This window comes from Kitasatospora sp. NPDC127116 (genome assembly GCF_042677365.1).
GTDB classification, from domain to species: Bacteria; Actinomycetota; Actinomycetes; order Streptomycetales; family Streptomycetaceae; genus Kitasatospora; species Kitasatospora lactacystinica.
Genome location: NZ_JBHXTL010000115.1, coordinates 1 through 23,910 on the forward strand (window position 1 = coordinate 1; position 23,910 = coordinate 23,910).

Annotated in this window: 22 protein-coding genes, 2 pseudogenes and 1 riboswitch; of the genes and pseudogenes, 10 read left to right on the forward strand and 14 right to left on the reverse strand. The window is 73.9% G+C overall.

The features are described 5' to 3' along the window. A pseudogene (locus tag ACFVHV_RS33525) lies at window positions 1-384 on the forward strand (hypothetical protein); the annotation flags it as partial. Window positions 385-665: 281 nt separating this feature from the next. Here ACFVHV_RS33525 and ACFVHV_RS33530 read toward each other — a convergent pair. Then, window positions 666-1,418 carry a phosphotransferase family protein gene (locus tag ACFVHV_RS33530; RefSeq protein WP_380356285.1) on the reverse strand — a complete coding sequence of 251 codons (753 nt, stop codon included), beginning with the start codon at window positions 1,416-1,418 and terminating at the stop codon, window positions 666-668. A gap of 611 nt (window positions 1,419-2,029) precedes the next feature. After that, the gene (locus tag ACFVHV_RS33535; protein ID WP_380356287.1) at window positions 2,030-3,247 is read right to left on the reverse strand and encodes an alpha/beta hydrolase family protein; all 1,218 of its coding nucleotides are present in this window, start codon (window positions 3,245-3,247) and stop codon (window positions 2,030-2,032) included. A gap of 201 nt (window positions 3,248-3,448) precedes the next feature. Between ACFVHV_RS33535 and ACFVHV_RS33540 the strand changes: the two are divergent. After that, window positions 3,449-3,700, forward strand: a pseudogene (locus ACFVHV_RS33540) (DUF6368 family protein); the annotation flags it as partial. A gap of 54 nt (window positions 3,701-3,754) precedes the next feature. On the opposite strand, the gene ACFVHV_RS33545 reads toward ACFVHV_RS33540, so the two are convergent. Further along, window positions 3,755-4,186 carry a hypothetical protein gene (locus tag ACFVHV_RS33545; RefSeq protein WP_380356343.1) on the reverse strand — a complete coding sequence of 144 codons (432 nt, stop codon included), beginning with the start codon at window positions 4,184-4,186 and terminating at the stop codon, window positions 3,755-3,757. A gap of 188 nt (window positions 4,187-4,374) precedes the next feature. Between ACFVHV_RS33545 and ACFVHV_RS33550 the strand changes: the two genes are divergently transcribed. Continuing rightward, a complete protein-coding gene (locus ACFVHV_RS33550) occupies window positions 4,375-4,680 on the forward strand; it encodes a hypothetical protein (protein WP_380356290.1) in 306 nt (101 codons plus the stop codon). A 150-nt stretch (window positions 4,681-4,830) separates the two neighbouring features. Then, window positions 4,831-5,172, forward strand: a complete 342-nt coding sequence (locus ACFVHV_RS33555) for a hypothetical protein (RefSeq protein ID WP_380356293.1) — start codon at window positions 4,831-4,833, stop codon at window positions 5,170-5,172. Between the two features lie 110 nt (window positions 5,173-5,282). On the opposite strand, the gene ACFVHV_RS33560 is transcribed toward ACFVHV_RS33555, so the two are convergent. The 3 genes from ACFVHV_RS33560 to ACFVHV_RS33570 form a co-directional block, all read right to left on the reverse strand. Further along, window positions 5,283-6,782, reverse strand: coding sequence for a glycoside hydrolase (locus ACFVHV_RS33560; protein ID WP_380356295.1), 1,500 nt, complete (start codon window positions 6,780-6,782; stop codon window positions 5,283-5,285). Between the two features lie 78 nt (window positions 6,783-6,860). After that, the gene (locus ACFVHV_RS33565) at window positions 6,861-7,403 is read right to left on the reverse strand and encodes a GNAT family N-acetyltransferase (protein ID WP_380356340.1); all 543 of its coding nucleotides are present in this window, start codon (window positions 7,401-7,403) and stop codon (window positions 6,861-6,863) included. 130 nt (window positions 7,404-7,533) lie between these two features. Then, window positions 7,534-8,079: a GNAT family N-acetyltransferase gene (locus ACFVHV_RS33570; protein ID WP_380356298.1), complete on the reverse strand. Its 546-nt coding sequence runs from the start codon at window positions 8,077-8,079 to the stop codon at window positions 7,534-7,536. A 246-nt stretch (window positions 8,080-8,325) separates the two neighbouring features. Between ACFVHV_RS33570 and ACFVHV_RS33575 the strand changes: the two genes are divergently transcribed. Continuing rightward, window positions 8,326-9,432: a HEAT repeat domain-containing protein gene (locus ACFVHV_RS33575; RefSeq protein WP_380356300.1), complete on the forward strand. Its 1,107-nt coding sequence runs from the start codon at window positions 8,326-8,328 to the stop codon at window positions 9,430-9,432. A gap of 80 nt (window positions 9,433-9,512) precedes the next feature. Here ACFVHV_RS33575 and ACFVHV_RS33580 read toward each other — a convergent pair whose 3' ends face one another. Next, the gene (locus ACFVHV_RS33580) at window positions 9,513-10,019 is read right to left on the reverse strand and encodes a hypothetical protein (protein ID WP_380356303.1); all 507 of its coding nucleotides are present in this window, start codon (window positions 10,017-10,019) and stop codon (window positions 9,513-9,515) included. A gap of 98 nt (window positions 10,020-10,117) precedes the next feature. Next, window positions 10,118-11,116 carry a winged helix-turn-helix domain-containing protein gene (locus ACFVHV_RS33585; protein ID WP_359911396.1) on the reverse strand — a complete coding sequence of 333 codons (999 nt, stop codon included), beginning with the start codon at window positions 11,114-11,116 and terminating at the stop codon, window positions 10,118-10,120. Between the two features lie 285 nt (window positions 11,117-11,401). Here ACFVHV_RS33585 and ACFVHV_RS33590 point away from each other — a divergent pair, with 285 nt between their 5' ends. Then, window positions 11,402-11,929, forward strand: coding sequence for an RICIN domain-containing protein (locus ACFVHV_RS33590; RefSeq protein ID WP_380356307.1), 528 nt, complete (start codon window positions 11,402-11,404; stop codon window positions 11,927-11,929). Window positions 11,930-11,996: 67 nt separating this feature from the next. Here ACFVHV_RS33590 and ACFVHV_RS33595 read toward each other — a convergent pair whose 3' ends face one another. Continuing rightward, window positions 11,997-12,140, reverse strand: a complete 144-nt coding sequence (locus ACFVHV_RS33595) for a hypothetical protein (protein WP_380356310.1) — start codon at window positions 12,138-12,140, stop codon at window positions 11,997-11,999. Window positions 12,141-12,255: 115 nt separating this feature from the next. Between ACFVHV_RS33595 and ACFVHV_RS33600 the strand changes: the two genes are divergently transcribed. Beyond that, complete coding sequence (locus tag ACFVHV_RS33600; protein ID WP_380356313.1) at window positions 12,256-12,834, forward strand: hypothetical protein; 579 nt, start codon at window positions 12,256-12,258, stop codon at window positions 12,832-12,834. A gap of 24 nt (window positions 12,835-12,858) precedes the next feature. Here ACFVHV_RS33600 and ACFVHV_RS33605 read toward each other — a convergent pair whose 3' ends face one another. From ACFVHV_RS33605 to ACFVHV_RS33615, 3 genes are all read right to left on the reverse strand, one after another. Next, on the reverse strand, window positions 12,859-13,689 hold the full coding sequence (locus ACFVHV_RS33605) for a DUF6348 family protein (RefSeq protein WP_380356314.1): 831 nt from the start codon (window positions 13,687-13,689) through the stop codon (window positions 12,859-12,861). A 341-nt stretch (window positions 13,690-14,030) separates the two neighbouring features. Beyond that, window positions 14,031-14,501 carry a DIP1984 family protein gene (locus ACFVHV_RS33610; RefSeq protein ID WP_359911388.1) on the reverse strand — a complete coding sequence of 157 codons (471 nt, stop codon included), beginning with the start codon at window positions 14,499-14,501 and terminating at the stop codon, window positions 14,031-14,033. A 131-nt stretch (window positions 14,502-14,632) separates the two neighbouring features. Beyond that, window positions 14,633-15,583, reverse strand: a complete 951-nt coding sequence (locus ACFVHV_RS33615) for a helix-turn-helix domain-containing protein (protein WP_359911428.1) — start codon at window positions 15,581-15,583, stop codon at window positions 14,633-14,635. 172 nt (window positions 15,584-15,755) lie between these two features. Between ACFVHV_RS33615 and ACFVHV_RS33620 the strand changes: the two genes are divergently transcribed. Further along, the gene (locus ACFVHV_RS33620) at window positions 15,756-16,706 is read left to right on the forward strand and encodes an NADP-dependent oxidoreductase (RefSeq protein ID WP_380356317.1); all 951 of its coding nucleotides are present in this window, start codon (window positions 15,756-15,758) and stop codon (window positions 16,704-16,706) included. A gap of 94 nt (window positions 16,707-16,800) precedes the next feature. Then, a complete protein-coding gene (locus ACFVHV_RS33625; protein WP_380356319.1) occupies window positions 16,801-18,054 on the forward strand; it encodes a threonine/serine exporter family protein in 1,254 nt (417 codons plus the stop codon). A gap of 42 nt (window positions 18,055-18,096) precedes the next feature. Here ACFVHV_RS33625 and ACFVHV_RS33630 read toward each other — a convergent pair whose 3' ends face one another. Then, window positions 18,097-18,810 (reverse strand): IclR family transcriptional regulator, encoded by a 714-nt coding sequence (locus ACFVHV_RS33630; protein WP_359911426.1) that lies wholly within the window; start codon window positions 18,808-18,810, stop codon window positions 18,097-18,099. Between the two features lie 200 nt (window positions 18,811-19,010). Beyond that, a riboswitch (SAM riboswitch) is annotated at window positions 19,011-19,153 on the reverse strand. Between the two features lie 99 nt (window positions 19,154-19,252). Further along, window positions 19,253-20,326, reverse strand: coding sequence for a hypothetical protein (locus tag ACFVHV_RS33635; protein WP_359911380.1), 1,074 nt, complete (start codon window positions 20,324-20,326; stop codon window positions 19,253-19,255). Between the two features lie 260 nt (window positions 20,327-20,586). Between ACFVHV_RS33635 and ACFVHV_RS33640 the strand changes: the two genes are divergently transcribed. Next, on the forward strand, window positions 20,587-23,847 hold the full coding sequence (locus ACFVHV_RS33640; protein ID WP_380356324.1) for a BTAD domain-containing putative transcriptional regulator: 3,261 nt from the start codon (window positions 20,587-20,589) through the stop codon (window positions 23,845-23,847). The last annotated feature ends 63 nt before the right edge of the window (window positions 23,848-23,910 follow it).

A 23,910-nucleotide genomic window follows, 5' to 3' on the forward strand; every position in this document is an offset into this window, starting at 1 on the left:
GACGCCCTCCTCGCCAACCCCCGCACGGGCTCCGAGACCGACACCGGCGAACTCCTCGAAGCCCTCGGCGTCTTCGACGTCCCCGCCTCCCTCACCGACACCGAACTCGCCGTCGTCGACCTCTTCCTGCTCGCCATCGACGCCATGGGCGGCATCCGACCCGGCCACCAGCACGGCCTCCACCGCTGGTTCACCACCGGCAACCTCACCGCCGCCTACCTCTCCCTCGCCGCCGCCCGACCCCTCCCCCGCACCGGCAACCCCACCACCTACTGGACCACCCTCGTCACCGCCGGCGAACTCCTCACCGGTGTGCTCCCCTCCGATTGCCGCATCAAGTACGCCCTCACCCACTGCCGCACCCAAGCCACCATCCACGCATAGGAAGTCGACCCCGCCGACTTCCTGCGCAGAAGTGGTGCCGCACATGCCGTTGCCGCTTCGGCCCTGCCGAAGCGGCAACGGATGGTGAGGCGACGTGAGTGCTGCTCGGTGGTGGTTTCGGCGGGCCTGCCCAAGCTTGGCCGGGCCCGCCGTCGCTCTTGCGGTTCCTGGAACGGGCGGGCGGGTGGGCGACCTGTGCGAAGGAGCGTGGCGGTTTCAGCTCTCCCGCACAGGAAGTCGGCTGGGCCGACTTCCTGTGCACAAGGCGGGACGGCGCGGCCTCACATCCGGGATCTCAGCACGTCGACCTCGCAGCCCGGCGCGAAGGGGTCGAAGCCGTGCTCGATCAGCCAGCGAACCGCCAGCAGGCTTCGCAACGACCACCACGCGCGGATCACGTCGAGGTCGACGTCGACGTCGGTGCCGTACCCGGCGATGACGTCGTCGAGGTGCTCCTCGTGTCCGAGCGTGAAGGTGGCGAGGTCGTACAGGGCGTCACCCCGGCCCGCCTCGGACCAGTCGATGATGCCGGTGACCTCGCCGCCCTCGACGAACAGGTGCGCGATCTGCAGGTCGCCGTGCGTGAACGCCGGAGTCCACGGCCGGAACGCGGCCTCGGCGACCTCGCGGTTGCGGGTGACCAGGTCGGCGGGCAGGACGCCGTTCGTCACGAGCGCCTCGCACTCGTCGTCGAGTTCCGCCGTCAGCGCGACGACGCTCCGGCCAGCCCGGCCGGGCCTGGGCGGCAGCGGCGCGTCGTGCAGCTTCCGGATGGCGGCGCCCGCCGCGGCCCACTCCGCCGGTGACCCGGTCGACGGCCCGCCGAGGCGCCCGAGGGTCCTTCCCGGGAGGGCGGCGATCGCGAGCACTGGCGGCTTGCGCCACAGGACCTTCGGGGTCGGGACCGGTGCGAGGGACATCGCCTCGACCTCGACGTCGATGCGCGCCTGATCGGCGTCCACCTTCAGGAACACGTCTCCGACGCGCAGGGTCGCGCGCTCGGAATGGGCGACGACGACCGTGACCTCATCCATGGGAGACCAGTATCCCGGGGACGGCCGCCGACGTCGCCGGGTTTGTCACGTGCGACGACGCGGCCGACCGCGGCCCGCCACCCGGCGGCCTCGTGCACCGCATCGCACCGCACCGCACCAGAAGTCGGCCCCGCCGACTTCCCACGCGCATCACGGGCCAGTGCTCCGACCGGGAAGGTTCGCCGGGTCGGCGACTCGACCGTTCGGGCGGGTTCGAGGTGATCCGAGGTGACGAGAAATGTGAGCGGTGTCCGGCCGGACAGAGGGCTGGTGCAGCGCCGCGTTGATCCTTCGGGCGTCGCCGGTCAGCCGGCGGGGTCGCCGGGGTAGAGGCCGACGGCGCAGTCGAGGGCGCCTTCGGGGCTTCCGAAGGGCAGGCCCGTGGGCAGGATGTTGTCTTCACCCGTGCCGCTGAGTCGAGCTGTTCTTCTCCACCCTGACCCGACGTCCACTGTGCCGCGGCCGGTTCGCCTCCCGCGACGAACCGGCCGCGGCCATCGACACCTTCGTCCTGGCCTGCGACGAACACGACGCCAAGCCCTGCCGCCGGACCTACGACGGCAGCCCACTCAAAGCCGCATGAGCCCCCGAAGGATCAGCGCGGCGCTGCCCTAGTCCTGGAAAACCACCTCCGGGTTGTTCGGCGAGGGGCCGTCCAGCAGCGGACTGTGGATGCCCTTCAGCGTCTGGTCGAAGAACGCTGTCACGTACTCGCGGGTGATCACCACCCCGCGTTCCGGGGAGAGGGGCGGCGTCGGGAACCCGGCCTCCTCCAGAAGCACGTCCAGGTCGGTGAAGCTGGTGTGGTCGGCGCCGGCGACCGTCAGCCACTTCTTGTAGCCGCCGAGGGCGGCCCAGGCCTGCCCCCACGTGGTGTCGTGGCTGCTGGGCAAGTGGTTGGCGGCCGCGCCCAGCATGAGGAACGGCCGGTTGATCCGGCCGGGCATCGGGGCCGGGTGGAAGGAGCCGTCCATGTTCACTCCGGCCCGTACTCGCGGGTCGGCGATCATCGTGGCGGCGGCCGCCGCTCCGCCGATGGAGTGTCCGGCCATGCCGATCTCGTGCTTGTCGATGAGGTGTGCCAGGCGCCACGCGGTACTGCCGTGCGTCAACCGGTCGATCACGAAGGACACGTCCAGCGCGCGGCTGGCGGCGACGGAGTCGAAGTCCAGCGCCGGGTTGTTGCAGATCGCGCACGTCGGCGTCCGGCCGTTCGCCAGCGTCTCGCCGCTGTCCTCGTAGGTGTGGCCGACGAGCGCGACGACGTAGCCGTGACTGGCCAGGTCGGTCGCGAGCGAGGTGAGCGTCATGCGCTGGTCCTCGAACCCGGGTGAGAGGACCGCCAGCGGATACTTGCCGCGCTGCGGCCGCGCGCCGTCGAAGGCGTGAGTGGTGACGCCGGAAAGGTTCTGTGGGGTGACGCCGGAGCTCGCCGGCATCCCCCGGAACTGGATGGCTCCGGCTGCCTCGGCGAGGGTCATGTAAGGCGCCGGCGTCCCGGTCCCGGGGACGGCCGGGTAGACCATCGTGACGGCCAGTTGGCGGGGGCCGGATGACGGCACCCACGGGTCGGGACGGCTCGCGTCGGTGAGGTGGATGACGTCCTCGCCGGCGGCGTAGGGGCCGGTCGGCGCGGGGAGCGTGCCTTGGAAGGACCGCGTGGGCGCGGTGGCCGTGGCCGTGGCCGTGGCCGGTGCGGTGTCGAACGCGTGCGTGGCCACCGGTGTGGCCCACGGTGTGGCCGTGGCGGCGAACCCGGCGCCGGTTCCGGTGACGAGGGCGGCGAGCGCCAGCACCGCGACAGCGCTGATACGGCGATTGCGTTTCATGGGATCGACGCTAGGTTCCGCGGCTCCGTGTCGAATCGGCCCGTGGATGTAAACACTCCGGTGTCGTTCGTAGCCCCCGCGAGGTACCGGAGTAATCCGCCGGGAGTATGTCGTGCGGCGCGCGGGTTCCCTTCGACGGCAGCCCACGCGAAGCCGCATGAACCCCCGAAGGATCAACGCGGCGCTGCACCAGGCCCCGGCATGGCTGGTCCGACCCTTGTGATCGAACTGGCGGAGCCTGTCCCCTCGGCTGCGCCGGCCGAGTTCAGCGCGTTGATGCGAGGGCTCTCCACCCGCTTCGAGCAGCGGCGCCACGGATACTTCGACGTCAACGTGCCTTCGGAGCGGCTGGGCTTTGAGGCGCCGACGGCGGCTGCTGCCCAGGAGATGGACGGTCACCGGCCCTTTCTGGTGCACCTGATGAAGCCGACGTTCGGCGACGGGAGCATCTTCGAGGCCGAACACTCGGGTCCGAAGCCGTGCGAGCGGTGGGCCCGGCCGTCGGCCCTACCCGGGCCAGCCGTTGCAGTTCTCGAAGCCGGTCTCCACGGTGCCGCGGAAGGCCAGCGCCTCGCGGCCGATGCCAAGGGCGTTGAGCAGGACACCGAGCGCCGCGTCCACATCGTCCACCGAGCGGCTCACCCAGACGAACGTGTACGGGACGGTCGCTCCTTCGAGCTCGCTCAACGCGAAGTCCGTCGTCCCGATGCGGAACATGGCAACGTCCACGTAGCCGAGGTCTTCCCAGCCTCGTTCGATGGTCAGTCGCAACCGGGCCGCGAGCGCCGCCAGGGGCGGTTGCAGCCCCGCCACCACTCGAAACGAGCTTGCCGCGTACTCCCACACGCTCGGCTGGAACGCAGGGTTGCGCTTCCCGCCCTGGTACGCGGGAGCTTCCTCCCACTCCGGTTCAGGTCCCGGAACGCTGACTGCCGCCATGTCGATCTCCCCCTCCGAACACCACTGCTGCCGCCCGGTGTTCACCGTATCCGGCGGGTTCGGAGCCGGCAGTGCCCCCCTCGACCCCGGTGCACGAGCGCCCGAGGCCTGACACCCGACCACCTCGCACAGGAAGTCGGCCCCGCCGACTTCCTGCTCACCCCCACCGGTCCCGCATGATGGTGATCATGACTGATGAACATCTGTCCGTGTCCTTCGCCGAGTTGCGCAGCTCGTTCGACGTCGTACTCCGTCATATGGAAGCCGCTGCGGCGGGCGATGCCGTCGCCCTGGACAACGACTACTTCTGGTCCATCCCCCCGAACGACCTCTACGACGTCACCCGGGAGCCGGACGAACTCACCATCGGACAGCTCTCGGAATCCTGGCAGCACCTGCGGGACGTAGTCGCCGACCCGGACCGCGTACTGAGCCACCACCTGACGTGGCTCGCCGACGTCCTCCGGGCCATCGCCCACGAGCACCCGGCATAACCCCCCTCCCGCCCCGCGCGGGAAGTCGAGCCCGTCGGCTTCCCGCGCACGTCAACGCTCCGAAACAGCTGGACCCCGAGCAGTCCGGGAAGCCCGAACCCCGCTCATGAAGTTCGGCCTTGTTGGGACCGCTCGGGATAGTGTTCGACCGTGAGCCTCGAAGAGCTGCGCGGCCAGTTCTGCTGGTTGACGTCACTCGTCCTGCGGACCGACCGGCAACCCAGCGAAGCTGTCCTCGTGCTGAGTTCGGAGAGCGCCAGTGCGACCTTGCGCCTGGTCGGCATCGTGCATGCGAGAGCCGACCTGGGCGACCCGGACGGCGGCTTCGTGGACGAGGTCCTCGTGCGGGAACTGCCTCAGCACGGCCCGTGGCCGCCCGAGGCCCGTCATCTCCTGCATCACCACGCCAACCGCCGCGTGCTGCACTGGCTGACGATCACCGGCCCGGGCGAGGAGGTGGAGATCCTCGCCGAGGAGCTCAGCGACCGCTGAAGGGTGTTCCGGAAGCCCGGATGCGGGGCACTTCCTCGATCCGGTCCGGGAGTTCGACCGGGCCGACGGAGGTCCCCGGCCGGGGCGGGCCCGGCCGGGGACGCGAACGGCTACAGGTGGACGTCGGAGACCTCGAAGGTCTGGACGCTGTAGGCACCGCAGTCGGACCAGAACCGCCCGCCGTTCATCACGGTGTCCGCGTAGTACTGGTAGCGCTGGCCGTCACCGGCGCCGACACCGGTGACCCAGCGCTTGACCGCGGCACCGTGCACGCCCGGCTGCGAGAACGCCGACAGGTCGAAGGTGAGCCACTGCGCGTCCTCAAGGAGGTAGGCGACCACGACCAGCTTGTGGTTGACGGCGTCGTAGGCCGCGACCGCGTTGTTGTGGCCGGTGTCCATGATCGTCATCCCCGGGCGGATGTGCCGCATGTACTGGGCGAGCACCCAGTACTTGGGGTTGACCTCGACCAGTTCCCCGCTGTCGAAGTTGATCGCACCGAAGCCGTGCCAGTCGAGGATCTGCCAGGCCACCCAGGCCGAAGGGTGGAGCAGGTGCAGGTCGGCGTGCAGGTTCTCGGCGAGGGCCAGGCCGTGCGCCCACCCGTCGCCGTACTCGGAGTTCCAGATCCGCTTGCCGTCGGCGGACACCGCGTCGTACAACCCGACCCGGTCGCCGCCGAGTTCGTCGTAGCCGTGCACGTTGACCCGGCCGACGGCAGCCTTGGTCACGTCGTCGAACTCCGGGCTGGTCCAGGTGTTGCGGGCCAGCGCGGTGCCGTTCTCGTCGAGGCCCGCCACCAGCGTCCCCGTCAGGCCCCGGACGTCCAGCTGGGCGCGGGTCCGCCGGATGAGGTCGGCCTGCTGGGCGTGGGTGTAGTAGCAGCCTTCCTGGGTGGTGTCCATCAGCGCCTTGTTGCCCCAGTTCAGGCCCGGCTCGTTGAACGGCTGGACCGAGGCGAAGTCGATGCCCCAGTGGTCGTGCGCATACCGTGCCACCGTCGCCAGGTAGGCCGCGTGGCGGTCGAAGTTGCCGTCCTGGAGGTTGCAGAGGCCGTCGGCGGCGCCCTCCGGGTTGTCGTTCTTGAGCATCCACCACATCGGCGAGTTGGCGAAGAGCTCGAACGTGTCCACGCCCCGGGCCTTCGCCTGCTGGAGCACGCCCCGCTGCTTGGCGTCCAGGGTCCAGTCGAAGCTCGACGAGGACGGGTCGTCGGAGCTCCAGTCGAGCTGGAAGCCCTCGATCTTCTTGAACCCGTCCAGCGGGGACGCCATCTTCCGGGAGCCGATGGTGTTGCTCCCGGACCCGCCGGCGCAGTACCGGACGATGTTCATGCCCAGGCCCGGCAGCTGGTGCCCGAGGAACGGGACGGTGTTGCGGGTGAACAGCAGGTCGGACAGGTCGTCCCGGGGCCCGATCCGGTTCGCCCACCAGCCCAGCGTGGTGCCCCACCCCTCCCAGTGGCGGGTCCACTCCACGTTCGGCGCCGGCGGCTTGACCTCGATCGTTCCGATCGGCTGGCCCACCCAGGAACGCCCGGTTCCGGAGATCAGCGTCATCGCGCCGAGCGGCACTCCCACGAGTCCGCGCAGCAGCGTACGTCGCTCCATCGGTTCCCCCACAAGTCGTCATCCCCCGCGGTCGCGGGGGTGCCAGTTGTATCGCGCACCGTCGAAATCGCGATGGGCTCAGCGCGTGGCTGCGGCGTACTGGGCCGACGACAGCTCGAACACCCGGACCCGCCTACCGCTGGTGGGATTGACGGTCTCACGGGCCGGATGCATCCCCAGTTTGGTCATGATCCGTTCGGAGGCGTCGTTGCCCACCTGGGCGATGCTGACGATCCGCTCCAGCCCTCGCTCCTCGAACCCGAACCGGACAGCGGCCACAGCCGCCTCGGTGGCCAAGCCCTGCCCCCAGTGGGAACGTCCCAGCCGCCAGCCGACCTCGACCGCCGGCAGGGCCTCCGGCAGGAATGCGGGCACCGAAAGGCCGGTGAACCCGGCCAGCTCGCCGGTGGAACGGATCTCCACCGCGAACAGGCCGAAGCCCCGCGACTCCCACTCGCCCTCCCACGCCTGGATCCCGGCGCGGGTCTGCTGCTCGTCACGGACGCTGCCGTCCCGGATCCACCGCATCACCTCGGGATCGGCATTGACGGCAGCCATGGGCGCGACGTCCGCCTCGCGCCAGCGACGCAGGATCAACCGGGGAGTCTCAAGCGTGACCATTCCGTCATTCTGGATCAGCAAGTGGCTCTCCGCCATCCTCATCGGACACTTTCGATCCATGCCTGGTGCCGCGTCAGGCGGCGGCCGCTGCCGGCACGGGTGAGCCCGGCTCGCACGAGGTGGCACGCCGTCACGGTCGCGGCGGGTCCGCTCGCAGGAGCCGGCCCTCGCCACCGGCGAAATTGATGCCCTGGAAGGAGGCGCCGAACTCCACCTGCTCGAAGCCGAGTTCCCGGTGCAGGTCGAGCGAGGCGCGGTTCCTGGCGGAGATGAAGCACCAGACGGCTGACCCTCCTCCCCACGCCCATTCCATCCGGCGCCGGGTCAGCAGCCTCGCGATTCCACGACGCCGCCAGTCGGGATCCACCGTGACACCGGTCAGGTAGTGGCCGGCCGGGGCACCGTCCCCGACGTGCTCGGGCAGGAACGCCGCGCTCGCGTACCCGACGGCCTCACCGGACACCATCGCGGTGATCACCAGGCTGCGCTCAGCACACAGCGCCCGCCGGATGCGGTCCGCCCATGCGCCCGCCGAACCACCGCGCGCCCGGGCCTGGATCGCGGCCAGCCCCGGCACATCGTCCCCGGTTGCCTCCGCCACCACCGCGGTCACCGGAGCAGGCCGCTCGGCCGGGTCCGGAGCGTAGGCGGCGAACCGCGCGTCCTGCCCTGCCATGTCGCCTCCCCGCCGTCCGGCGTCGTCCCGAACCCGCACGCTACGGCGACGGGTGCGGCCCCCGCCACCCGGCCCTCGCCCCGACCCCGGATCCGACCCCGGATCCGACCCCGGATCCGACCCCGGCCCCGGCCCCGGCCCACCGGAGCGGAACGCCCGGCCGCCGGGCCGGGCCGCGTGCGGGGCCGAGGTACGGGGGCGGAAGCCGCCGTGCGCGGGGCGGGCGCCGTACGCGAGACTGCCGGGATGAACAGGGACGGGGATACGGCGGAACCGGTGACGGAGCTGGTCGGGCAGGCCCTCGGCGCGCAGGACCGGCACGCGTGCGAGGGACTGCTGCGGCGGGCCGCCGAGGCCGACGGGCGCGGGGCGGTGGCGCGCGCGCTGGACCTGCTCGGTTCGCCTCGGCCGGTGGAACGGGCCCTGGGCTGCGACCTGTTGGGGTTCGCGAGCGACGCGCACGAGGACGTCCGGGCCGGGGCGGCCGACGCCCTGGTCGCCCTGGCCGCGCGGGAGTCCGAGCCCGAAGTCCTCCGCTCGCTGGCCCGGGCCCTGGATCGGACCCAGGACCGGCGGGCCGTGCCCGTCCTGGTGGCCCTGGCCGGGCACCGGGACCCCGAGGTGCGGCAGCGGACGGCCATCGCCCTCGGGGGCTTCGACAGCGGGCTGCCCGACGGGCCGGACGTCCGCGCGCTGATCGCCCTCGCCCGGGACCCGGACCCGGAGGTGCGCAACTGGGCCACGTTCTCGCTCGGCTTCCAGTCCGGGGCCGACACCCCGGCGGTCCGGGCGGCCCTCTGGGAACGAACCCGGGACGCGGGCCCGGACGTCCGCGCGGAGGGCGTCCGCGGTCTGGCGCGGCGGCGCGACCCGCGCGCCACCGCGCCCCTGAGCGAACTGCTGGCGGATCCGGACGGCGCGGAGGTCCTCACCTTCCGGGCGGCGGAGATCCTCGGAGCCCCCGAACTGCTGCCGCTGCTGGAGGACTACGACCCGGACGACCACGGGGTGGCCGAGGCCCTCGCCGCCTGCGATCCGGCACGGAAGGCCCGGCTCGACGAGGCCGCCTGGGCGCTGGTGCGCGCCCTGGAGCGGCTGCGGCCCGAGCTGTCGGCCGCGGTCTGGGCGACCCGCTGCGAACCCGGCCTGACGCTCGGCCTCGGCAGCGGCCCCGACGCGCCGGGCTACGACGCACCGGGCGCCGGCACGCCGGGCCCCGACGCACCCGGCTACGACGTCGGGGCACTGCTCGCACGCGCGGGCCACGATCCGCTGCGGGCGGCCGAACTGGTCTGCGGCGACCACCCGGTGACGCGGTCGGACCGCACGGCCACCGGCCACCGGAAGGATTGAACTCCCCCTAGGGTGAAGGCAGTTGGCGATCGAGTGGAGGCCGGTCCAGCTGCGGCCCGAGGAGCCGGGCCGGCCGCCCGTCAGCAGGCGGAGCAGTCGGGAACGGGGGGAATCGTCGGGAAGGTGTCGTTCCCGAGGAGCCAGTCCGTGAGCCATTCCGCCAGGGTGACGTCCTGCGGGGATGCGTAGTGGTGGTCGCAGGCGTTCTCGTCCATGCCCCACATGGCGCCCTCCGGGGTACTGAGGTCGAGGCACCACCAGATGACACCGCCGAGGGTCACCAACGGCACCACGCCGGGCGGAAAGCCCGGCTCGGTGGCCCATTTCCGGTAGACGCGCGCCACGGACCCTTCGTGGCTGAACCGCCGCTTCGACTCGGTGAGCGAGACGACGCCGCCGTACGGCCCGAAGCCGCCGTCGGCGACCTCGCAGTAGATCCTCCGCAGCAGCGGCGCCATCGGAAACCCGGTGAGGGCCTCGAACTCGTCGGCGGCCTTCGTCGGCGCGGGCAGGGGAAGACCGCGGGCCTCGGCGAACTCGTGGAGGCCGGCGACGATCTCGTCATCGGTCCAGGCGGGAGAAGTCACGGAGGAACCGTAGCGGCATGATCGCCGGTGCGTCCTCGCGGGTCGTCACAGCTCACCGCGGGAGGACGCGGAGGGTCGCGGCCCCGTCCGGGCGGGGTTCAGGGGCGGTCCTGGAGGAGCGCCTCGCCGAGTGGGGTCAGGGCGTGGCGGACGCCGGGGCCGGTGCGTTCGGTGGTGAGCAGGCCTGCGGCCCGCAGAACGGTGGCGTGGTGGCTCGCGGTGGCGGGCGAGGTGCCGGTGCGGCGGGCGAGTTCGGCCGTGCCCGCCGGGTCGGCCGCCGCCCGCAGGGTGCGGGCGCGGGTGGCGCCGAGCAGGGCGACGAGCGCGCCGCCCGGTTCCGCCGCGGCGGCCGGGGCCCAGACCGACCGGTAGGTGCCGAGGTCGCGGGCCAGCGGGTAGTGGAGCACGGGAGGGTGCTCGGGGCCGCGGTTGTCGGTCATCGCCATCGGCTCGGGCCAGAAGAAGGTGGGCGCGAGCACGATGCCGGTGCCCCGCAACCGCAGGTCCGCGTCGACGGGACAGGGCAGTTCCAGCACCGGCGACTCCCACCGGATGTCGGGGTGCAGCGAGCCGAGCAGGCCGTCCAGCCCGGAGTCCGCCGCGAGCAGCGCCCGCGCGGTGCGCTCGGTGTGCGCGGCGGCGAGCAGTTGGGACCAGTACGGGGCGATCGCGACGGAGTGGTACCCGCGCAGGCCGCGGCCGACGAAGGCGCGCCATTCGCGGTCGCCCCGGTGCAGCTCGCGGATCCAGCGGGGCACCCTCGGCCGGATGCGTTCCAGGATCCGCAGGTCCGCCGCCCACAGCCGGCCGGGCAGCGACCAGGTGTGGTCCAGGCTGTCCGCCAGGGTGGTGGCGTCGGCGTGCAGGAAGGCCTCCGGGGCCTGCGCCGCGCCGGCGGCGGTCGCCAGCTCGAACAGGAGCCGCGACTCGGGGCCCAGGAGCGTGCGGGTCCGGCTGCGCCAGCCCTCCAACGCCACCCCGCCCACGCCGCGGGCCTGCACCAGGGACAGGCTCAGGACCGTCTCGGTGAGCGGGTCGGGTGCCCGCGTGATCCGAACCCTGGTCAGGTCGTCGGGGGTGAAGTGGATGCGCAGCAATCCTGCTCCTCGCGTCACGGGGGCTCCCGAGGGTGCGGCCGCGTCCCGGCACCGGCCCCCCGCCGGGCCTCCGCCCCCTGCGGCCTTCCGCCCACCGTAGACGGACGGCTCCGGCTCGCGGTGGCGTTGCCCGGCTCTGACCGGATCTTGGCGTTTCGGCGGACGACGGGCGCCCGGATTCGATGGAACCCGAAGGGTCTTGGGAGCGAGCACAGCGCTTCGTGAGACTGGCCGCCGAGGGCGCCCCGAGGTGGCGCCCCGACTCTGGTGAGGAGTGAAACCGTCATGCGATTCACCCGTCAGTCCGTCGCCCGCTCCCTCGTCGTCCGCTCCCTCGTCGCCACCGGCACGGTGCTCGCCGCCGCCACCACGCTGGCCACCCCCGCCCAGGCCGACCCGGTGCAGCACCGCTACGCCAACGTCTCCGCCTACAACAAGTGCCTCGACATCCGCGGCGGCTCCACCTCCGAGGGCGCGCTGCTCCAGCAGTTCGACTGCAAGCTCGCCTCGAACCAGTCGTTCTGGACGGACACCTACCTCGGCGACCCGTCCACCGACATGAAGGCCGCGAACTCCGGCCTCTGCCTCGAACCGACCGGCATGGACGCCGGCGCCACCATCATCCAGCGCCGCTGCAACTACAGCCAGGGCCAGCGCTGGGAGCACGTCGCCCAGGCCAGCGGGGTGATCGCCATCAAGAACCGGGCGACCGGCCTGTGCCTCGCGGACGCGGGCGCGCCGTCGGGCAGCCGGCGCGAGGTGCGTCAGCAGCCGTGCGACGGCACCACCACGCAGCTCTGGGTGGTGCGCTGAGTCCGGTCGACCACGACCCCGGCCGGGGGCGTTCGGACGTCCGGACGTCCCCGGCCGGGACGGCGGTTCAGGCGCAGACGTGCTCGTAGGAGACGAGCTTCCTGCCGACGACGCTCCCGAAGCCCACCTGATCGGCCGCGGTGCAGGAGGCCGGCGCGAGCCCGACGACACCTGGAGCGGCGGCATCACGGCGCCGCGGGACAAGCCTCATCGCTTCCCCCCGGTTCACGACTGCTTCGAACCTACGGTCAACTCCCCTGTACGGAAACGGGAACGGCATACCGGGATCGCCGAGGCCCGCCCGGCCCGTTGATAGCGTGATCGCCATGACGGAGCTGGAAGAGTCGGAAGAACTGGAAGCGCTGGTCCTGACCCCCGACGAGCGGGCACGGGGAGTCCGGGTCGACCGGGTGATGTTCACCATGGACTGGACCGGCGAGGACCACCCGGGACAGCTGGCGGCATTCGTGGCCGGCCGGGTACGGGCCTTCGGGGCAGAACCGGCGGGCATCGACACCGAGGTGGTCCACCGGGCGGCCGAGGCCGACCCGACACTGCGCCGCGGTGACCTCCCGGTCCGCCAGCTCGACCACCTCGCCGGCGTGCTGGCGGACCTCGGCCGCACGCTCCTGGTGCGGGAGAACGGCACCGACACCTACGAACTGCTGGTCGCGCTGACCGGTGGGCACGAGCCGACCGGGCTGCTGCACGAGGGCCTCCCGGTGCGGGCCTGGGGCTCGGAGCCCGAGGAGACCGTGGTCAGCCTGAACTGCCCGGACTGCTCGCAGATGCTGGTGTGGGAGCTGCCGCCCACCGAGACCCTCGCCGACGAGCACTGCGACTGCGGCGCCGCCTTGTTCGACACCGAAGGCCGCCCGCTGCCCCACGTCACGCTCCACTCCTGAGCCGGGCCGGCGCGCTTCACCCGTTCAGGCCGAGGCCCCGCCGCAGTCGCATCCACGCCCGCCGTCGGCGTGGCCGTGCCGCTCCCGGCCGGAGCCGGCGGGCAGCACCAGGGTGAAGGACCGGGCGACGGTGAAGACCGTAGGCTCGGGCAGGCCGAGGGCGGCCAGCGCGGCGGAGGCGGCCTCGTGCCGCTCGCCGTTGACCCGGACTTCGGCCTCCACGGCGCCCGGGGCACCGCCGTAGAAGAGGTGGACACCGTTGAACCAGGGCGACTCCAGGTCGGCGGTGAAGGTGTCGGCGATCTTGCGTAGTGCCTGCGCCTCCAGCAGTTCCTTCTGGAGGCGGAGGTTCTCCTCGGCGGAGAGTCCGTAGGCCAGCACGCCCGAGGTGATGGACCGCCGTCCCGGGACGCCGTGTTCCTGGTCGGGGCTCAGGTGATCGGCGAACTGCCCGCGGCCGTCGAGCAGTTCGAGCATGCAGGCACCGGCGGAACGGGCCCACAGCCCGGCCGCCGCGCGCGGGGTGCTGACGACCACGACGCAGTCCGTGAAGCAGGGGACGTCGGGCTGGACACTCACGTCCGGGGAGGCGATCAGGTCGTAGTGCCGGTTGTCCCCGTGTCCTGCCGGTCCGACGGCGACGGCCCAGCCCCGGGGGCTGAGCAGCGAGTTGCCCTTGAGTTCGGTGCCCTCCGTGCTGCCGGGGGCGATCTCTTCGAGGGCATCGCGAACCAGGGCGAGGAACTCGCGGTCGGGCAGTCGGCTCTCGGACGGCTCGCAGCGCCCGGTGCGCTGGGACGACTCGGTGGGCTCGGTGGGCTCGGTGGCGCGAGAGCGGCGGCGTATCCAGGACATGCGGGGATCATACGGAGGCGAAGCTTCCAGTGGCCCGTCCGCACTCCACGCCTGAGCCGGGCCGGCGCGCCGCGCAGGACGTCGGGCCCGCCGACTTCCTGCGCGGAGCTGCGATGTGGAATGCCCCGAACCCGCCCTCGCCGCCTCGGACCTGCACGTGGTGATGTGCTGTGTGCTGTGCACGGTTACCTGTACGCGGTGCTGAGCTGCACTGTTGATGGGGAGTCGAACCCCGCGTTGCTCTTCACGCGCCAGGAGTGGGCCGGAATACCGCCGGCCCTCGGTGTGTGCACGCCTCCGAAGCTGCTACCTGCTCCACATCGTCCGAACATGCCGGACCGTCAGTCCAGCAGATCGACCTCCCAGTTCGTGCGCTGGATCCGCACATCGACCTCGCGGATCTCCCGCGCGAGCGCGTCCGCCTGGCCGCGCAGTTCGGCGACCGGGAGCGCGGAGAGCATCATCAGCTCGGACCGGAGCTGCCGGCCGTATCCCCGGTCACCCGTCCCCGCCGCCGCGTCCGCCGCCGCGGTGACCACGGAGTGACGCAACCGCAGGACGTCCCGGCGCGCGAGGGCATCGGTGAGCGTGCCGTCCGGACCCATCTCCACGGTGGCGTTGGTCCGGTTGATCCGCCGGATCAACGTCTCCAGGGCGTCCAGCACCTCGCCGACCTCGGCCAACAGCTGGGCCGCGTCCTCGGCGGGCGTCTCCCCCTCCTGGTGGCGCGCACTGCTGACGATGCGCGCCCGCAGCTGTTCCGTGCGGCGCGTCGCCTCCGCGCGTTCTGCCAGTGCCTCGGCAAGCTTCATTTCCGCACCTCCCCCTCTCTGAGCTCGCACGAGTATACGAGTGCGAACCGGCCCGTCCGCACCTGGTTTTCCGCTCCGCCGGGGCCCTGACCAGCGACAGAGCCGGAGCGGGCAGCCGGGCCGATGGCTGCTCAGGCCTCGCTCGGGGCGGCGGCCCGGCCGCGGAAGGTGGCGCGGTAGGCCTGGGGCGACACCCCGATCGCCGCGTGCAGGTGCTGGCGCAGCGAGGCACCGGTGGCGAAGCCGATCTCGGTGGCGATCCGGTCGACCGGGAGGTCGCTGGTCTCCAGCAGGTGGCGGGCGCGGTGCAGCCGTTGCTGGATCAGCCAGCGGCCGGGGCTGGTGCCGGTCTCCTCCTGGAAACGGCGGGCGAAGGTGCGCGGGCTCATCCGCGCGTGCGCGGCCAGCTCCCGCAGGGCGAGCGGGCGGTCGAGGCGTTCCAGGGCCCAGGCCTGGGTCGCGGCGGTGCCGTTGGCGCCCTCCGGCGGCACCGGTTGTTCGATGTACTGGGCCTGGCCGCCCTCGCGCCAGGGCGGCACCACGCAGTGCCGGGCGACCTGGTTGGCGACGGCGCTGCCGTGGTCGGAGCGCACCACGTGCAGGCACACGTCGAGGCCGGAGGCGGCGCCCGCCGAGGTGAGGATGTCGCCGTCGTCGACGAACAGCACGTCGGCGTCCAGGGCGACGCGGGGGAACATCCGGCGGAAGGCCGGCGCCAGCGCCCAGTGGGTGGTGGCGGGGCGTCCGTCGAGCAGGCCGGCGGCGGCCAGGGCGAACGCGCCGGTGCAGATGGAGACGATGCGGGTGCCGGGGCGGATCCGGGCGAGGGCCGCGCGCTCGGCCTCCGGCAGGTCGGCGGTGACGCGGTGCAGGGCGTAGGGCGGGATGACGACCGTGTCGGCGCTCTCCAGCGCCTCGGGCCCGTGCCCGACGGTGATCGTGAAGTCGGCGTCGGTGGCGACCGTCCGGTCGTCGGTCGCGGCGCACGTCACCACCTCGTACGCTCCCGGCACGCCGGGGAAGACCCGGTTGGGGATGCCCAGTTCGAAGGGGTACACGCCGTCGAGGGCGAGGACGACCACGCGGTGCGGCGGCCGGTCGCCGGGGGCGCCGGGGAGACCGCGGGCGCCGCGGAGACCAGGGGCTCCGGAGCCGCGGTGGCTGCGGGGTGCGATCGCAGACATGGCACGATCCTATCGGTCTTTGGCCATCTTGCCATTTCGCAGGTCAGGGCCCCGGTCGCAGGCTTGGTCCATGACCACGAACACGATGCGAGCCGTCACCCAGACCACCCTCGGCGCCCCGGACGTCCTCCACGAGGCCGAGGTCGAACGGCCCACGCCCGGCGTCGGCCAGATCCTCGTCGCCGTCCACGCCGCCGGGGTCAACCCCACCGACTGGAAGCACCGCGAGCGCGGCATCTTCCTCGGGCAGCCCCCGTTCACCCTCGGCTGGGACGTCTCCGGGACCGTCGAGGCGGTGGGCCTCGGCGTCTCGCTCTTCGCCCCGGGCGACGAGGTCTTCGGCATGCTGCCCTACCCGTACGGCGCCGGCTCGCACGCCGAGTACGTCACCGGCCCCGCCCGGGCCTTCGCGCCCAAGCCCGCCGCACTGACCCACGTCGAGGCGGGCGCGCTCCCGCTGGTGGCGCTCACCGCCTGGCAGGCCCTCGTCGACACCGCCGGGGTCCGGCCCGGGCAGCGGGTCCTGGTGCACGCGGCGGCCGGCGGCGTGGGGCACGTCGCCGTGCAGATCGCCAAGGCGCGCGGCGCGTACGTCATCGGCACCGCGTCCGCCGCCAAGCACGACTTCGTCCGGGGCCTGGGCGCGGACGAGGTGATCGACTACCGCACCGCCGACTTCACGCAGGAGGCCCGGGACGTCGACGTGGTCCTCGACCCGCTCGGCGGGGAGGACCGGCTGCGTTCCCTGGAGACGCTGCGGCCGGGCGGCGTCCTGGTGTCGATCCTGCCCCACGACCTCGACGGGCTGGCCGAGCGTGCCGCCGAGTTGGGCGTGACGGCGAAGACCCTGCTGGTCGAGCACGACCGGGCCGGGATGGCCGCGATCGCCACCCTCGCCGAGTCCGGACAGCTGCGCGTGCACGTCTCCGGCACCTACCCGCTCGCCGAGGCCGCCGAGGCCCACGCCGAGGGCGAGAAGGGCCGGGTCACGGGGAAGCTGGTGCTCACCGTCCGCCCGTGACAGCGCCCGGCGGTGTCACGGGCGGACGGTGAGCAGAACCGATCAGACCGGGGCAGAGTCGGACCGATTCGGGCGGGATGGGACGATACCTGCCATGCCAAGCAAGTCTCCCCCGGTCCGGGGCATCGACGCCCCGCCCGACCCGCTCCGCCGTCTGCTGCTCGAACTGGGCGAAGCCCTGCTGGGCGGCGGCCTGCCCGTCCATGACGTCGAAGAGGAACTCCACTGGCTGGGGCGGGCGCTGGGGGCGCCGGACGTACGGGTCGCCGCCCTGACCAACGGGCTCTTCGTCGCGCTGGGGCCGGACGACGCCACCCGGTTCCAGCCGGTCGGCACCGCGCTGCGGTTCGAGCAGACGGCCGACGTCCTCCACCTGGTGCACCGGCTGCGGGCGGACGAGCTCGACGGGTCCCGGGCGCTCGCCGAGCTGGACGGGATCCGGCGGGCGCCGGCCCGCCGGCCCGCGTGGGTGTCGGACCTCGGGGCGCTGCCGGTCGGGGTGGGGGTCTGTCTCTTCCTGCAGCCGGTGGCGGCGAACGTGCTGGCGGCCGGGCTCGGCTCGCTGATCGTCGTGGGGCTGACCGTGCTCGCCCGGCGGCTGCCGTACCTGCGGCCGCTGCTGCCCGTCACCGCCGGTTTCCTGGTCGCGCTGCTGGTCCTCTCGCTCGCCCGGGCCGGGCTGCTGGAGGGCCCGCTGCGGACCATCGTGGCCACGCTGGCGATCCTGCTGCCGGGCGGACTGCTCGTCACCGGGCTGTCGGAGATCGCCGCGGGTGCGTCCAGCGCGGGTACGGCCCGGCTGGTGTCCGGTGCGGTGCAGCTGGCGCTGTTCCTCGCCGGGGTGGCCGCGGCCGCGACGGCGGCCGGCGTGCCGGCCGCCGCGCTGGCCGACGTACAGGTCGCCAGGCCGAGCTGGTGGGTGATCGCGCTGGGGCTGGCGCTCGCGGTGGCGGGTGTGGTGGTCAGCGTGAACACCCCGCCCTCGGCCGTCCCGTGGATCGTCGTGGTGATCGCGGTCAGCGTCACGGTCCAGGTGGTGGTGGGGTCGGCGCACGGCGCGGCGGTCGGCGGCCTGGCCGGCGCGGTCACCGCCGCGGCCGCGGCCACCCTGGTGCACTGGCTGCCGGGCGGTCCGCTCTGGCAGGTGCTCTACCTCCCGGCGTTCTGGATCGTGGTACCGGGCTCCTTCGGCCTGCTGCACACCGCGCAGATCGAGGTCGGGAACGGCGCGCAGTCGGTGCTGACGGCCGTGTCGGCGGTCTTCGGGGTGTCGATCGGCACCCTGATCGGCTCGGTGATCAGCCGGATCCCGCGTCCCTCCCGCGCCGTGCTGCTGCCCCGGGCCTGAGCCCGGGGCAGGCGGGGCCCCCGACGCGGGCGGAGCCCCCGCTCAGGGGTGGCGCAGGGCCTCGGTGAGCCGGTGGGCGGCCTCGACGACGGCCTGGGAGAGGTGGGCGCCGGGGTGCCGGGTGAGGCGTTCGATCGGGCCGGAGACCGTGACGGCGGCGACCACCCGGTTGGACTGGCCGCGGACCGGCGCGGAAACGGAGGCGACCCCGAGTTCGCGCTCGCCGACCGACTGGGCCCAGCCCCGGCGCCGCACCCCGCTCAGCGCGGTGGCGGTGAAGCGGGCGCCCTGCAGTCCGCGGTGGAGCCGTTCGGGCTCCTCCCAGGCGAGCAGGATCTGGGCGGCGGCGCCGACCTTCATGGGGAGGGTGACGCCCACCGGAACGGTGTCGCGCAGGCCGGTGAGGCGCTCGGCCGCGGCCACGCAGATCCGCACCTCGCCCTGCCGGCGGTAGAGCTGGGCGCTCTCGCCGGTGATGTCGCGCAGCTGGGTGAGGACCGAGCCGGCCGCGGCCAGCAGCCGGTCCTCCCCGGCCGCCGTCGCGAGCTCGCCGAGCCGCGGGCCGAGCATGAACCGGCCCTGGGTGTCCCGGCTGACCAGGCGGTGGTGTTCGAGTGCGACGGCCAGCCGGTGGGCGGTGGGCCGCGCCATGCCGGTGGCGGCGACCAGGCCGCCCAGCGTGACGGGGCCGGCCTCCAGGGTGCCGAGGATCGAGGTGACCTTGTCGAGCACGCCGACGCCGCTCGTGTTCTCCATGTGGGGGTACTCCAGTCTCGGGGCCCGGAGCAGCGGACGGTCGCTGCTCACGGCGGCTCCTGGCGGGGAGCCGGGGGGTGTGGTCAGCGAGGACGGGCCGGGGGAAACGGCCGAATGCCTGCGCCGGGCACGAGACGGGTACGCGAAAGCGCCGGGGCGGGAAGCGCCCGGGCGAAGGACAGCACAGAGAGCACCGTGTCTCCTCATCTTTCCCGCGCCACAGTGGCGACAGGCCGGAGTTGGCACTGCCCCCGGACGGCACGGCGCGTACTTCGGACGCCGGGTCGAACGGGGAGTTGCCGGGGCTTCGTAGGGCCGGTCCCTCCACCCCTCTGGATGATTCGCCAGGAACGATACAAGACTTCCCGGGCCGCTCGGCAAGCCCCCCCACCTCCGACCCCCACCTCCGGCCCCCACCCCCGGCCGCCGCCCGCGGGCCCGCTCAGCGGTGGCGCGGCTCCGACAGGCCGGTGCACGGGGCCCGGTCCGGGCCGCCGGGGGCGGTGGCGTCCCAGGCATTCAGGGCGTCGAGGGCGGCGGCGCGTTCGGAGGCCGTCGGCCGGGTGCCCTCAGGGCCGAGCAGGTAGTCGGCGACCGGGGTGAGCAGCAGGGTCGCGTCGCCGGCCGGGAGCAGCAGGGCCTCGTCCCACCGGTGCCGGATGACGGTGCGGCGCAGCAGGGTGCCGTGGCGCGGCCGGAGCGGGCGGTGGCGGCCGCGGCGGCGGCGCCGTTCGGGGGCGACCTCGGTCTCCAGGACGGTGCGCACGTCCCGCAGGGAGCCGAGCGGCACGTGTTCGGCGGCGAGGTCGAGGAGGGCGGCGGCCTCCGGGGCGAGCCGGTAGGCGGCGACCACCGCGGCGGTCTCGACGGGGTCGAAGGGCTGCCCGGCGAGCTGGGCCACGTCGATCACGTCGCCCGCGAGGAAGGCCCGCCCGAGCCCCTCCTCGGCGAGGGCGATCAGGCATTCCACGTGGTCGTCGGCGGCCAGGTAGGGGCGGACCGGGACGGTGGCGAGGTCGCCGGTGAGCGCGGCGGTGGCGACCCGTACCTGGTACCACGGGTCCAGCAGCGGGTCCTCGCCCGGCCAGCGCAGGGTGACGGCGGTGTGCCGGGGCCGCTCGCCGAACAGGGTGACCTCCACGGACTCCACCGGGTGATCGGTGACCAGCCGGTTGACGGCCTGCCAGAGCGTGGCCTCGGTGGGGCTGACGAGGCCGAGCTCGGCCAGCGGCCGGGGCAGGTCGGGCGGGTAGTAGCCGGCCAGCGGCAGGTCGCGGATCGGACGGACCCCGGTGGCGTCGGCGAGGTCGCGCGCGACGCCCGCGTAGCACTCGGCCCGGTCGCGGGCGCGCTGCAGCTCGGCGCGGGCGTGCCGGCCCATCCGGACGCCGTCCCGGGCGAGCGCGGCGAGCACCAGGTACGGGAGATGGCGCTCGCCCCGGGCGCGGTGGAGCAGGTCGACCGGTCCGGCGGCCGGGTCGACGTCGAGCAGCCGGTGGAGCAGGTCGGTGTTCATGGGGGTCCGCCTCCGAGAGCCGTGGTGGTCGGCCGGACGGCGGCCGGGCGACCGGGGACGTGGCGGGTCCGGCGGTCGGGGCCGGGCCGACTGCGGGCGCCACACCGTCGATTGTGGTCACGGCCGATCAACGCCGGATCACCACCGGGTCGATGATCCCTCGACATCCGCGGGGTGCCGTGGGTTGATAGGGGCTCATCGAATCGGGGGGCGGCACGTGCGCGGACGGGGGCGAGCACATGAGGCGGGCAGGTGCAGGGATGGATGATTTCCGGTTCTCGGTGCTGGGACTGATGAGAGCGCAGCGCGGCGCGACCGCGCTGAAGGTGGGCAGCCCCCAGCAGCAGGCGATGCTGGCGGTGCTGCTGCTGCGGCCGGGCCACGGCGCGAGCGCCACCGACCTGATCGACGCCCTGTGGGGCGAGGAGCCGCCGGGCACCGCGATGACGACGGTGCGCACGTACGCCTGGCGGTGGCGCAAGGTGCTGCACGGCGAGGAACCGGACGCTCCGACCGTACTGACCTCGGTCGGGGACGGCTACCGGCTGGTGCTGCCCAAGCACGCGGTGGACGCCGCGCAGGCGGAGGAGCTGGCGGCGCAGGCCGAGCGCACGGCGGCCGCCGGGCAGCCGCAGCAGGCCCGTGATCTGCTGAACCAGGCACTGGAGTTGTGGCAGGGCGAGCCGCTGGCCGGCATCCCCGGCCCGTTCGCGCAGCGCCAGCGCCAGCGGCTCCAGGAGCTGCGGCTGACCCTGCTGGAGGAGCGGATCGCCCTGGACCTGGCGCTCGGCCGCTACTCCCGGTGCATCCCGGAGCTGACCTCGCTGACCACCGAACACCCGCTGCACGAGCGGGCGTACGGGCTGCTGATGCGCGCGCTGTACCAGGCCGGGCGGCAGGCGGACGCGCTGGCGGTGTTCCGCGGCGCGCGTCAGCTGTTCCTGGCCGAGCTGGGCGTGGCGCCCGGAGCGGAGCTGGACCTGCTGCACCAGCGGATCCTGGAGGGCGACCCGGCGCTGGCCGCCCCGGCGCCGGTCCTGCGGCCGGTGTCCGCCCTGCCCGGGCCGGCCGCGCCCGTGCCCGGCCCGGCGGAGCGGACCGCGCCCGGGGCCGGATCGCCGGAGCCGGCCGGCGGACCCGCGGCGCCGGACGCACCCGCCGCCGCCCCGGCCGGGAACGGCGTGCCGGCCCCCAGACCGGCCCAGCTCCCGCCCGACGCGGCCGACTTCACCGGCCGTACGGTGCTGGTGGAGCGGCTGGGCGGGGCCCTCGGCGCGCCCGGCCAGCAGGCGCTGGCGATCGCGACCGTGGTCGGCATGGGCGGGGTCGGCAAGACCGCGCTGGCCCTGCACGTCGCCCACCGGGTGCGCGAGGCCTACCCGGACGGGCAGCTGTACGTCGACCTGCGGGGCGCCGACGCCACCCCGGCCGACCCGGAGGCGGTGCTCAGCGGCTTCCTGGTGGCGCTCGGCGTGCCGGCCGACGCGGTGCCGGACGGACTGGACGCCCGCTCGGCGCTGTTCCGTTCGGTGGTGGACGGCCGGCGGCTGCTGCTGGTGCTCGACAACGTCCACGACACGGCGCAGATCAGACCGCTGCTGCCGGGCGCGGTCGGCTGCGCCGTGCTCACCACCAGCCGCACCCGGCTGTCCGGACTGCCCGCGACCGTCCAGGCCGACCTGGGCGTCTTCGAACCCGAGGAGGCGCTCGAACTGCTGGGCCGCACCATCGGCGCCGAACGGCTGTCCGCCGAGGCCGAGGCCGCCCGGGAGCTGCTGCTCGTCTGCGGCCACCTCCCGCTCGCGGTGCGGATCGTGGCGGCCAGGCTGGCCGCCCGGCCGAGCTGGACGGTGCAGACGCTGGGCCGCCGGCTGGCGGTCGAGCGCCGACGGATCGACGAGCTGCGCATCGGCGACCTTGAGGTGGCGGCCGCCTTCGAGCTGAGCTACCGCCAGTTGACGCCCGCCCAGGCCCGGGCGTTCCGGCTGGCCGCCTCGGTGGACGGTCCGGACCTCGGACTGCAGGCCGCGGCCGCCCTGCTGGACCTCGACGAGTACGACGCCGAGGACCTGCTGGAGGCCCTGGTGGACGTGGCGATGATGGAGTCGCCCTTCCCCGGCCGCTACCGCTTCCACGACCTGCTGCGCGCGTTCGCCCGGCGCCGTCCGGACGATCCCGGCGCGGCGGTGGCGGCCCGCGACCGGATGCTCGACCACCTGCTGGCCACCGCGTGCACGGCCTTCCAGCACGCCGTTCCCGGGGATCCGGCGGCCGGCGCGCTGGGGCCCGCCCGCAGCGCGGGCGTTCCGCTGGACGGCCCGGACGGGGCGCGGGCCTGGGCCGAGGCGGAGGGTTCCGGGGCGATCGCGCTGGCCGCCCAGGTGGCGGGCTGGACCGTCGCGGACGACGCCGCGGCCGCCCCGCCCGCCGCTGCCGACGGCCCCGCGCCGACGCATGGCCCGACACACGGGCCGGGGCAGGGCCCGGGGCCCGAGCCGCTGCGCGCCGCGATCGATCTGCTGATCGCGCTCACGCCGTTCGTCCTCGCCCCGCCCAGCCGTCAGCTGGCCACCACCGCACAGGCCCTGGCCGCCGCCGCGGTCCACCGCGCCGACCACCGGGCAGCTGGCCGGGCGCACTTCCTCCGCGGCAACGTCGCCCTGGCCGCCACCCGGCTGGAGGAGGCGGAGGCGGCCTCCCGGCTGGCGGTGGCCGCCTCCCGCTCGGCGGGCGACACGGTGATCCTGCGCCAGGCGCTGAACGACCTCGGCCTGGTCTGCCAGTTCCTCAGCCGCTACGACGAGGCCGTCGGGCACTACGACGAGGCGCTGCTGCTGGCCCGCGAACTCGGCCACCGCTCCGGGGCGCTGGTGACGACGGTGAACGCGGCGCTGGCCCGGGTGCGCAGCGGGCGGGCCGCCGAGGCGGTGCCGATCTGCCACGAGGCGCTGGCCGAACTGCGGACCCGGCACGACGATCCGGGCCGGGCGTACACGCTGTACGTGCTGGGGCTGGCGCTGCACGGGCTGGGGCGGCACGAGGAGGCGGTCACCTGGTTCGGCGAGTGCCTGGCGGTGGCCTCGGCGGCCGGTCTGCGGGCCCGGGCGGCGCACGCCCGCTACCGGATGGCGGACAGTCTGCGGTCGCTGGGCCGGACGGACGAGGCGCTGGAGCACGCCGGGCAGTCGCTGGAGCTGTGCGAGGAGCTGGGTGCCGAACGGGACCAGGGCCACGCGCTGGTGGTGCTGGGCCGGACCCTGGCCGACCTCGGGCGGGAGGCCGAGGCGGGCGGCCGGCTGCGGGAGGCGCACCGGATCTTCGTCCGGCTGGGGCTGCCGGAGGCGGCGGAGGTGGCGGGGCTGCTGTCCCCGCGGGAGGGTTCTGCCGCATCGGCCGCATCGGCCGCGTCGGCTCCGTCGGCCGGATCGGCTCCGTCGGTCCCGTCGGCTCCCTCGGTCCCGGCGGCTCCCTCGGTTCCGAAGGGGCGGCGGGCCGCCGACCGGCTGTCGTCGGGCTGCTGAAGAATCGATCCTGCGCCCGGCTTCGGCGCGCTCAGGAACCTGCGTGCACGGGGCCCGGCACGC

Excerpts from the sequence above, each read along its gene's own strand:
- ACFVHV_RS33545 (WP_380356343.1), bottom strand. The coding sequence starts at position 4,186 with ATGGCGGCAGTCAGCGTTCCGGGACCTGAACCGGAGTGGGAGGAAGCT.
- ACFVHV_RS33620 (WP_380356317.1), top strand. The coding sequence starts at position 15,756 with ATGACCACGAACACGATGCGAGCCGTCACCCAGACCACCCTCGGCGCC.
- ACFVHV_RS33640 (WP_380356324.1), top strand. The coding sequence starts at position 20,587 with ATGGATGATTTCCGGTTCTCGGTGCTGGGACTGATGAGAGCGCAGCGC.
- ACFVHV_RS33590 (WP_380356307.1), top strand. The coding sequence starts at position 11,402 with ATGCGATTCACCCGTCAGTCCGTCGCCCGCTCCCTCGTCGTCCGCTCC.
- ACFVHV_RS33625 (WP_380356319.1), top strand. The coding sequence starts at position 16,801 with ATGCCAAGCAAGTCTCCCCCGGTCCGGGGCATCGACGCCCCGCCCGAC.
- ACFVHV_RS33570 (WP_380356298.1), bottom strand. The coding sequence starts at position 8,079 with ATGGCAGGGCAGGACGCGCGGTTCGCCGCCTACGCTCCGGACCCGGCC.
- ACFVHV_RS33550 (WP_380356290.1), top strand. The coding sequence starts at position 4,375 with ATGACTGATGAACATCTGTCCGTGTCCTTCGCCGAGTTGCGCAGCTCG.
- ACFVHV_RS33565 (WP_380356340.1), bottom strand. The coding sequence starts at position 7,403 with ATGGTCACGCTTGAGACTCCCCGGTTGATCCTGCGTCGCTGGCGCGAG.
- ACFVHV_RS33630 (WP_359911426.1), bottom strand. The coding sequence starts at position 18,810 with ATGGAGAACACGAGCGGCGTCGGCGTGCTCGACAAGGTCACCTCGATC.
- ACFVHV_RS33530 (WP_380356285.1), bottom strand. The coding sequence starts at position 1,418 with ATGGATGAGGTCACGGTCGTCGTCGCCCATTCCGAGCGCGCGACCCTG.
- ACFVHV_RS33575 (WP_380356300.1), top strand. The coding sequence starts at position 8,326 with ATGAACAGGGACGGGGATACGGCGGAACCGGTGACGGAGCTGGTCGGG.
- ACFVHV_RS33605 (WP_380356314.1), bottom strand. The coding sequence starts at position 13,689 with ATGTCCTGGATACGCCGCCGCTCTCGCGCCACCGAGCCCACCGAGCCC.
- ACFVHV_RS33600 (WP_380356313.1), top strand. The coding sequence starts at position 12,256 with ATGACGGAGCTGGAAGAGTCGGAAGAACTGGAAGCGCTGGTCCTGACC.
- ACFVHV_RS33595 (WP_380356310.1), bottom strand. The coding sequence starts at position 12,140 with ATGAGGCTTGTCCCGCGGCGCCGTGATGCCGCCGCTCCAGGTGTCGTC.
- ACFVHV_RS33610 (WP_359911388.1), bottom strand. The coding sequence starts at position 14,501 with ATGAAGCTTGCCGAGGCACTGGCAGAACGCGCGGAGGCGACGCGCCGC.
- ACFVHV_RS33535 (WP_380356287.1), bottom strand. The coding sequence starts at position 3,247 with ATGAAACGCAATCGCCGTATCAGCGCTGTCGCGGTGCTGGCGCTCGCC.
- ACFVHV_RS33635 (WP_359911380.1), bottom strand. The coding sequence starts at position 20,326 with ATGAACACCGACCTGCTCCACCGGCTGCTCGACGTCGACCCGGCCGCC.
- ACFVHV_RS33560 (WP_380356295.1), bottom strand. The coding sequence starts at position 6,782 with ATGGAGCGACGTACGCTGCTGCGCGGACTCGTGGGAGTGCCGCTCGGC.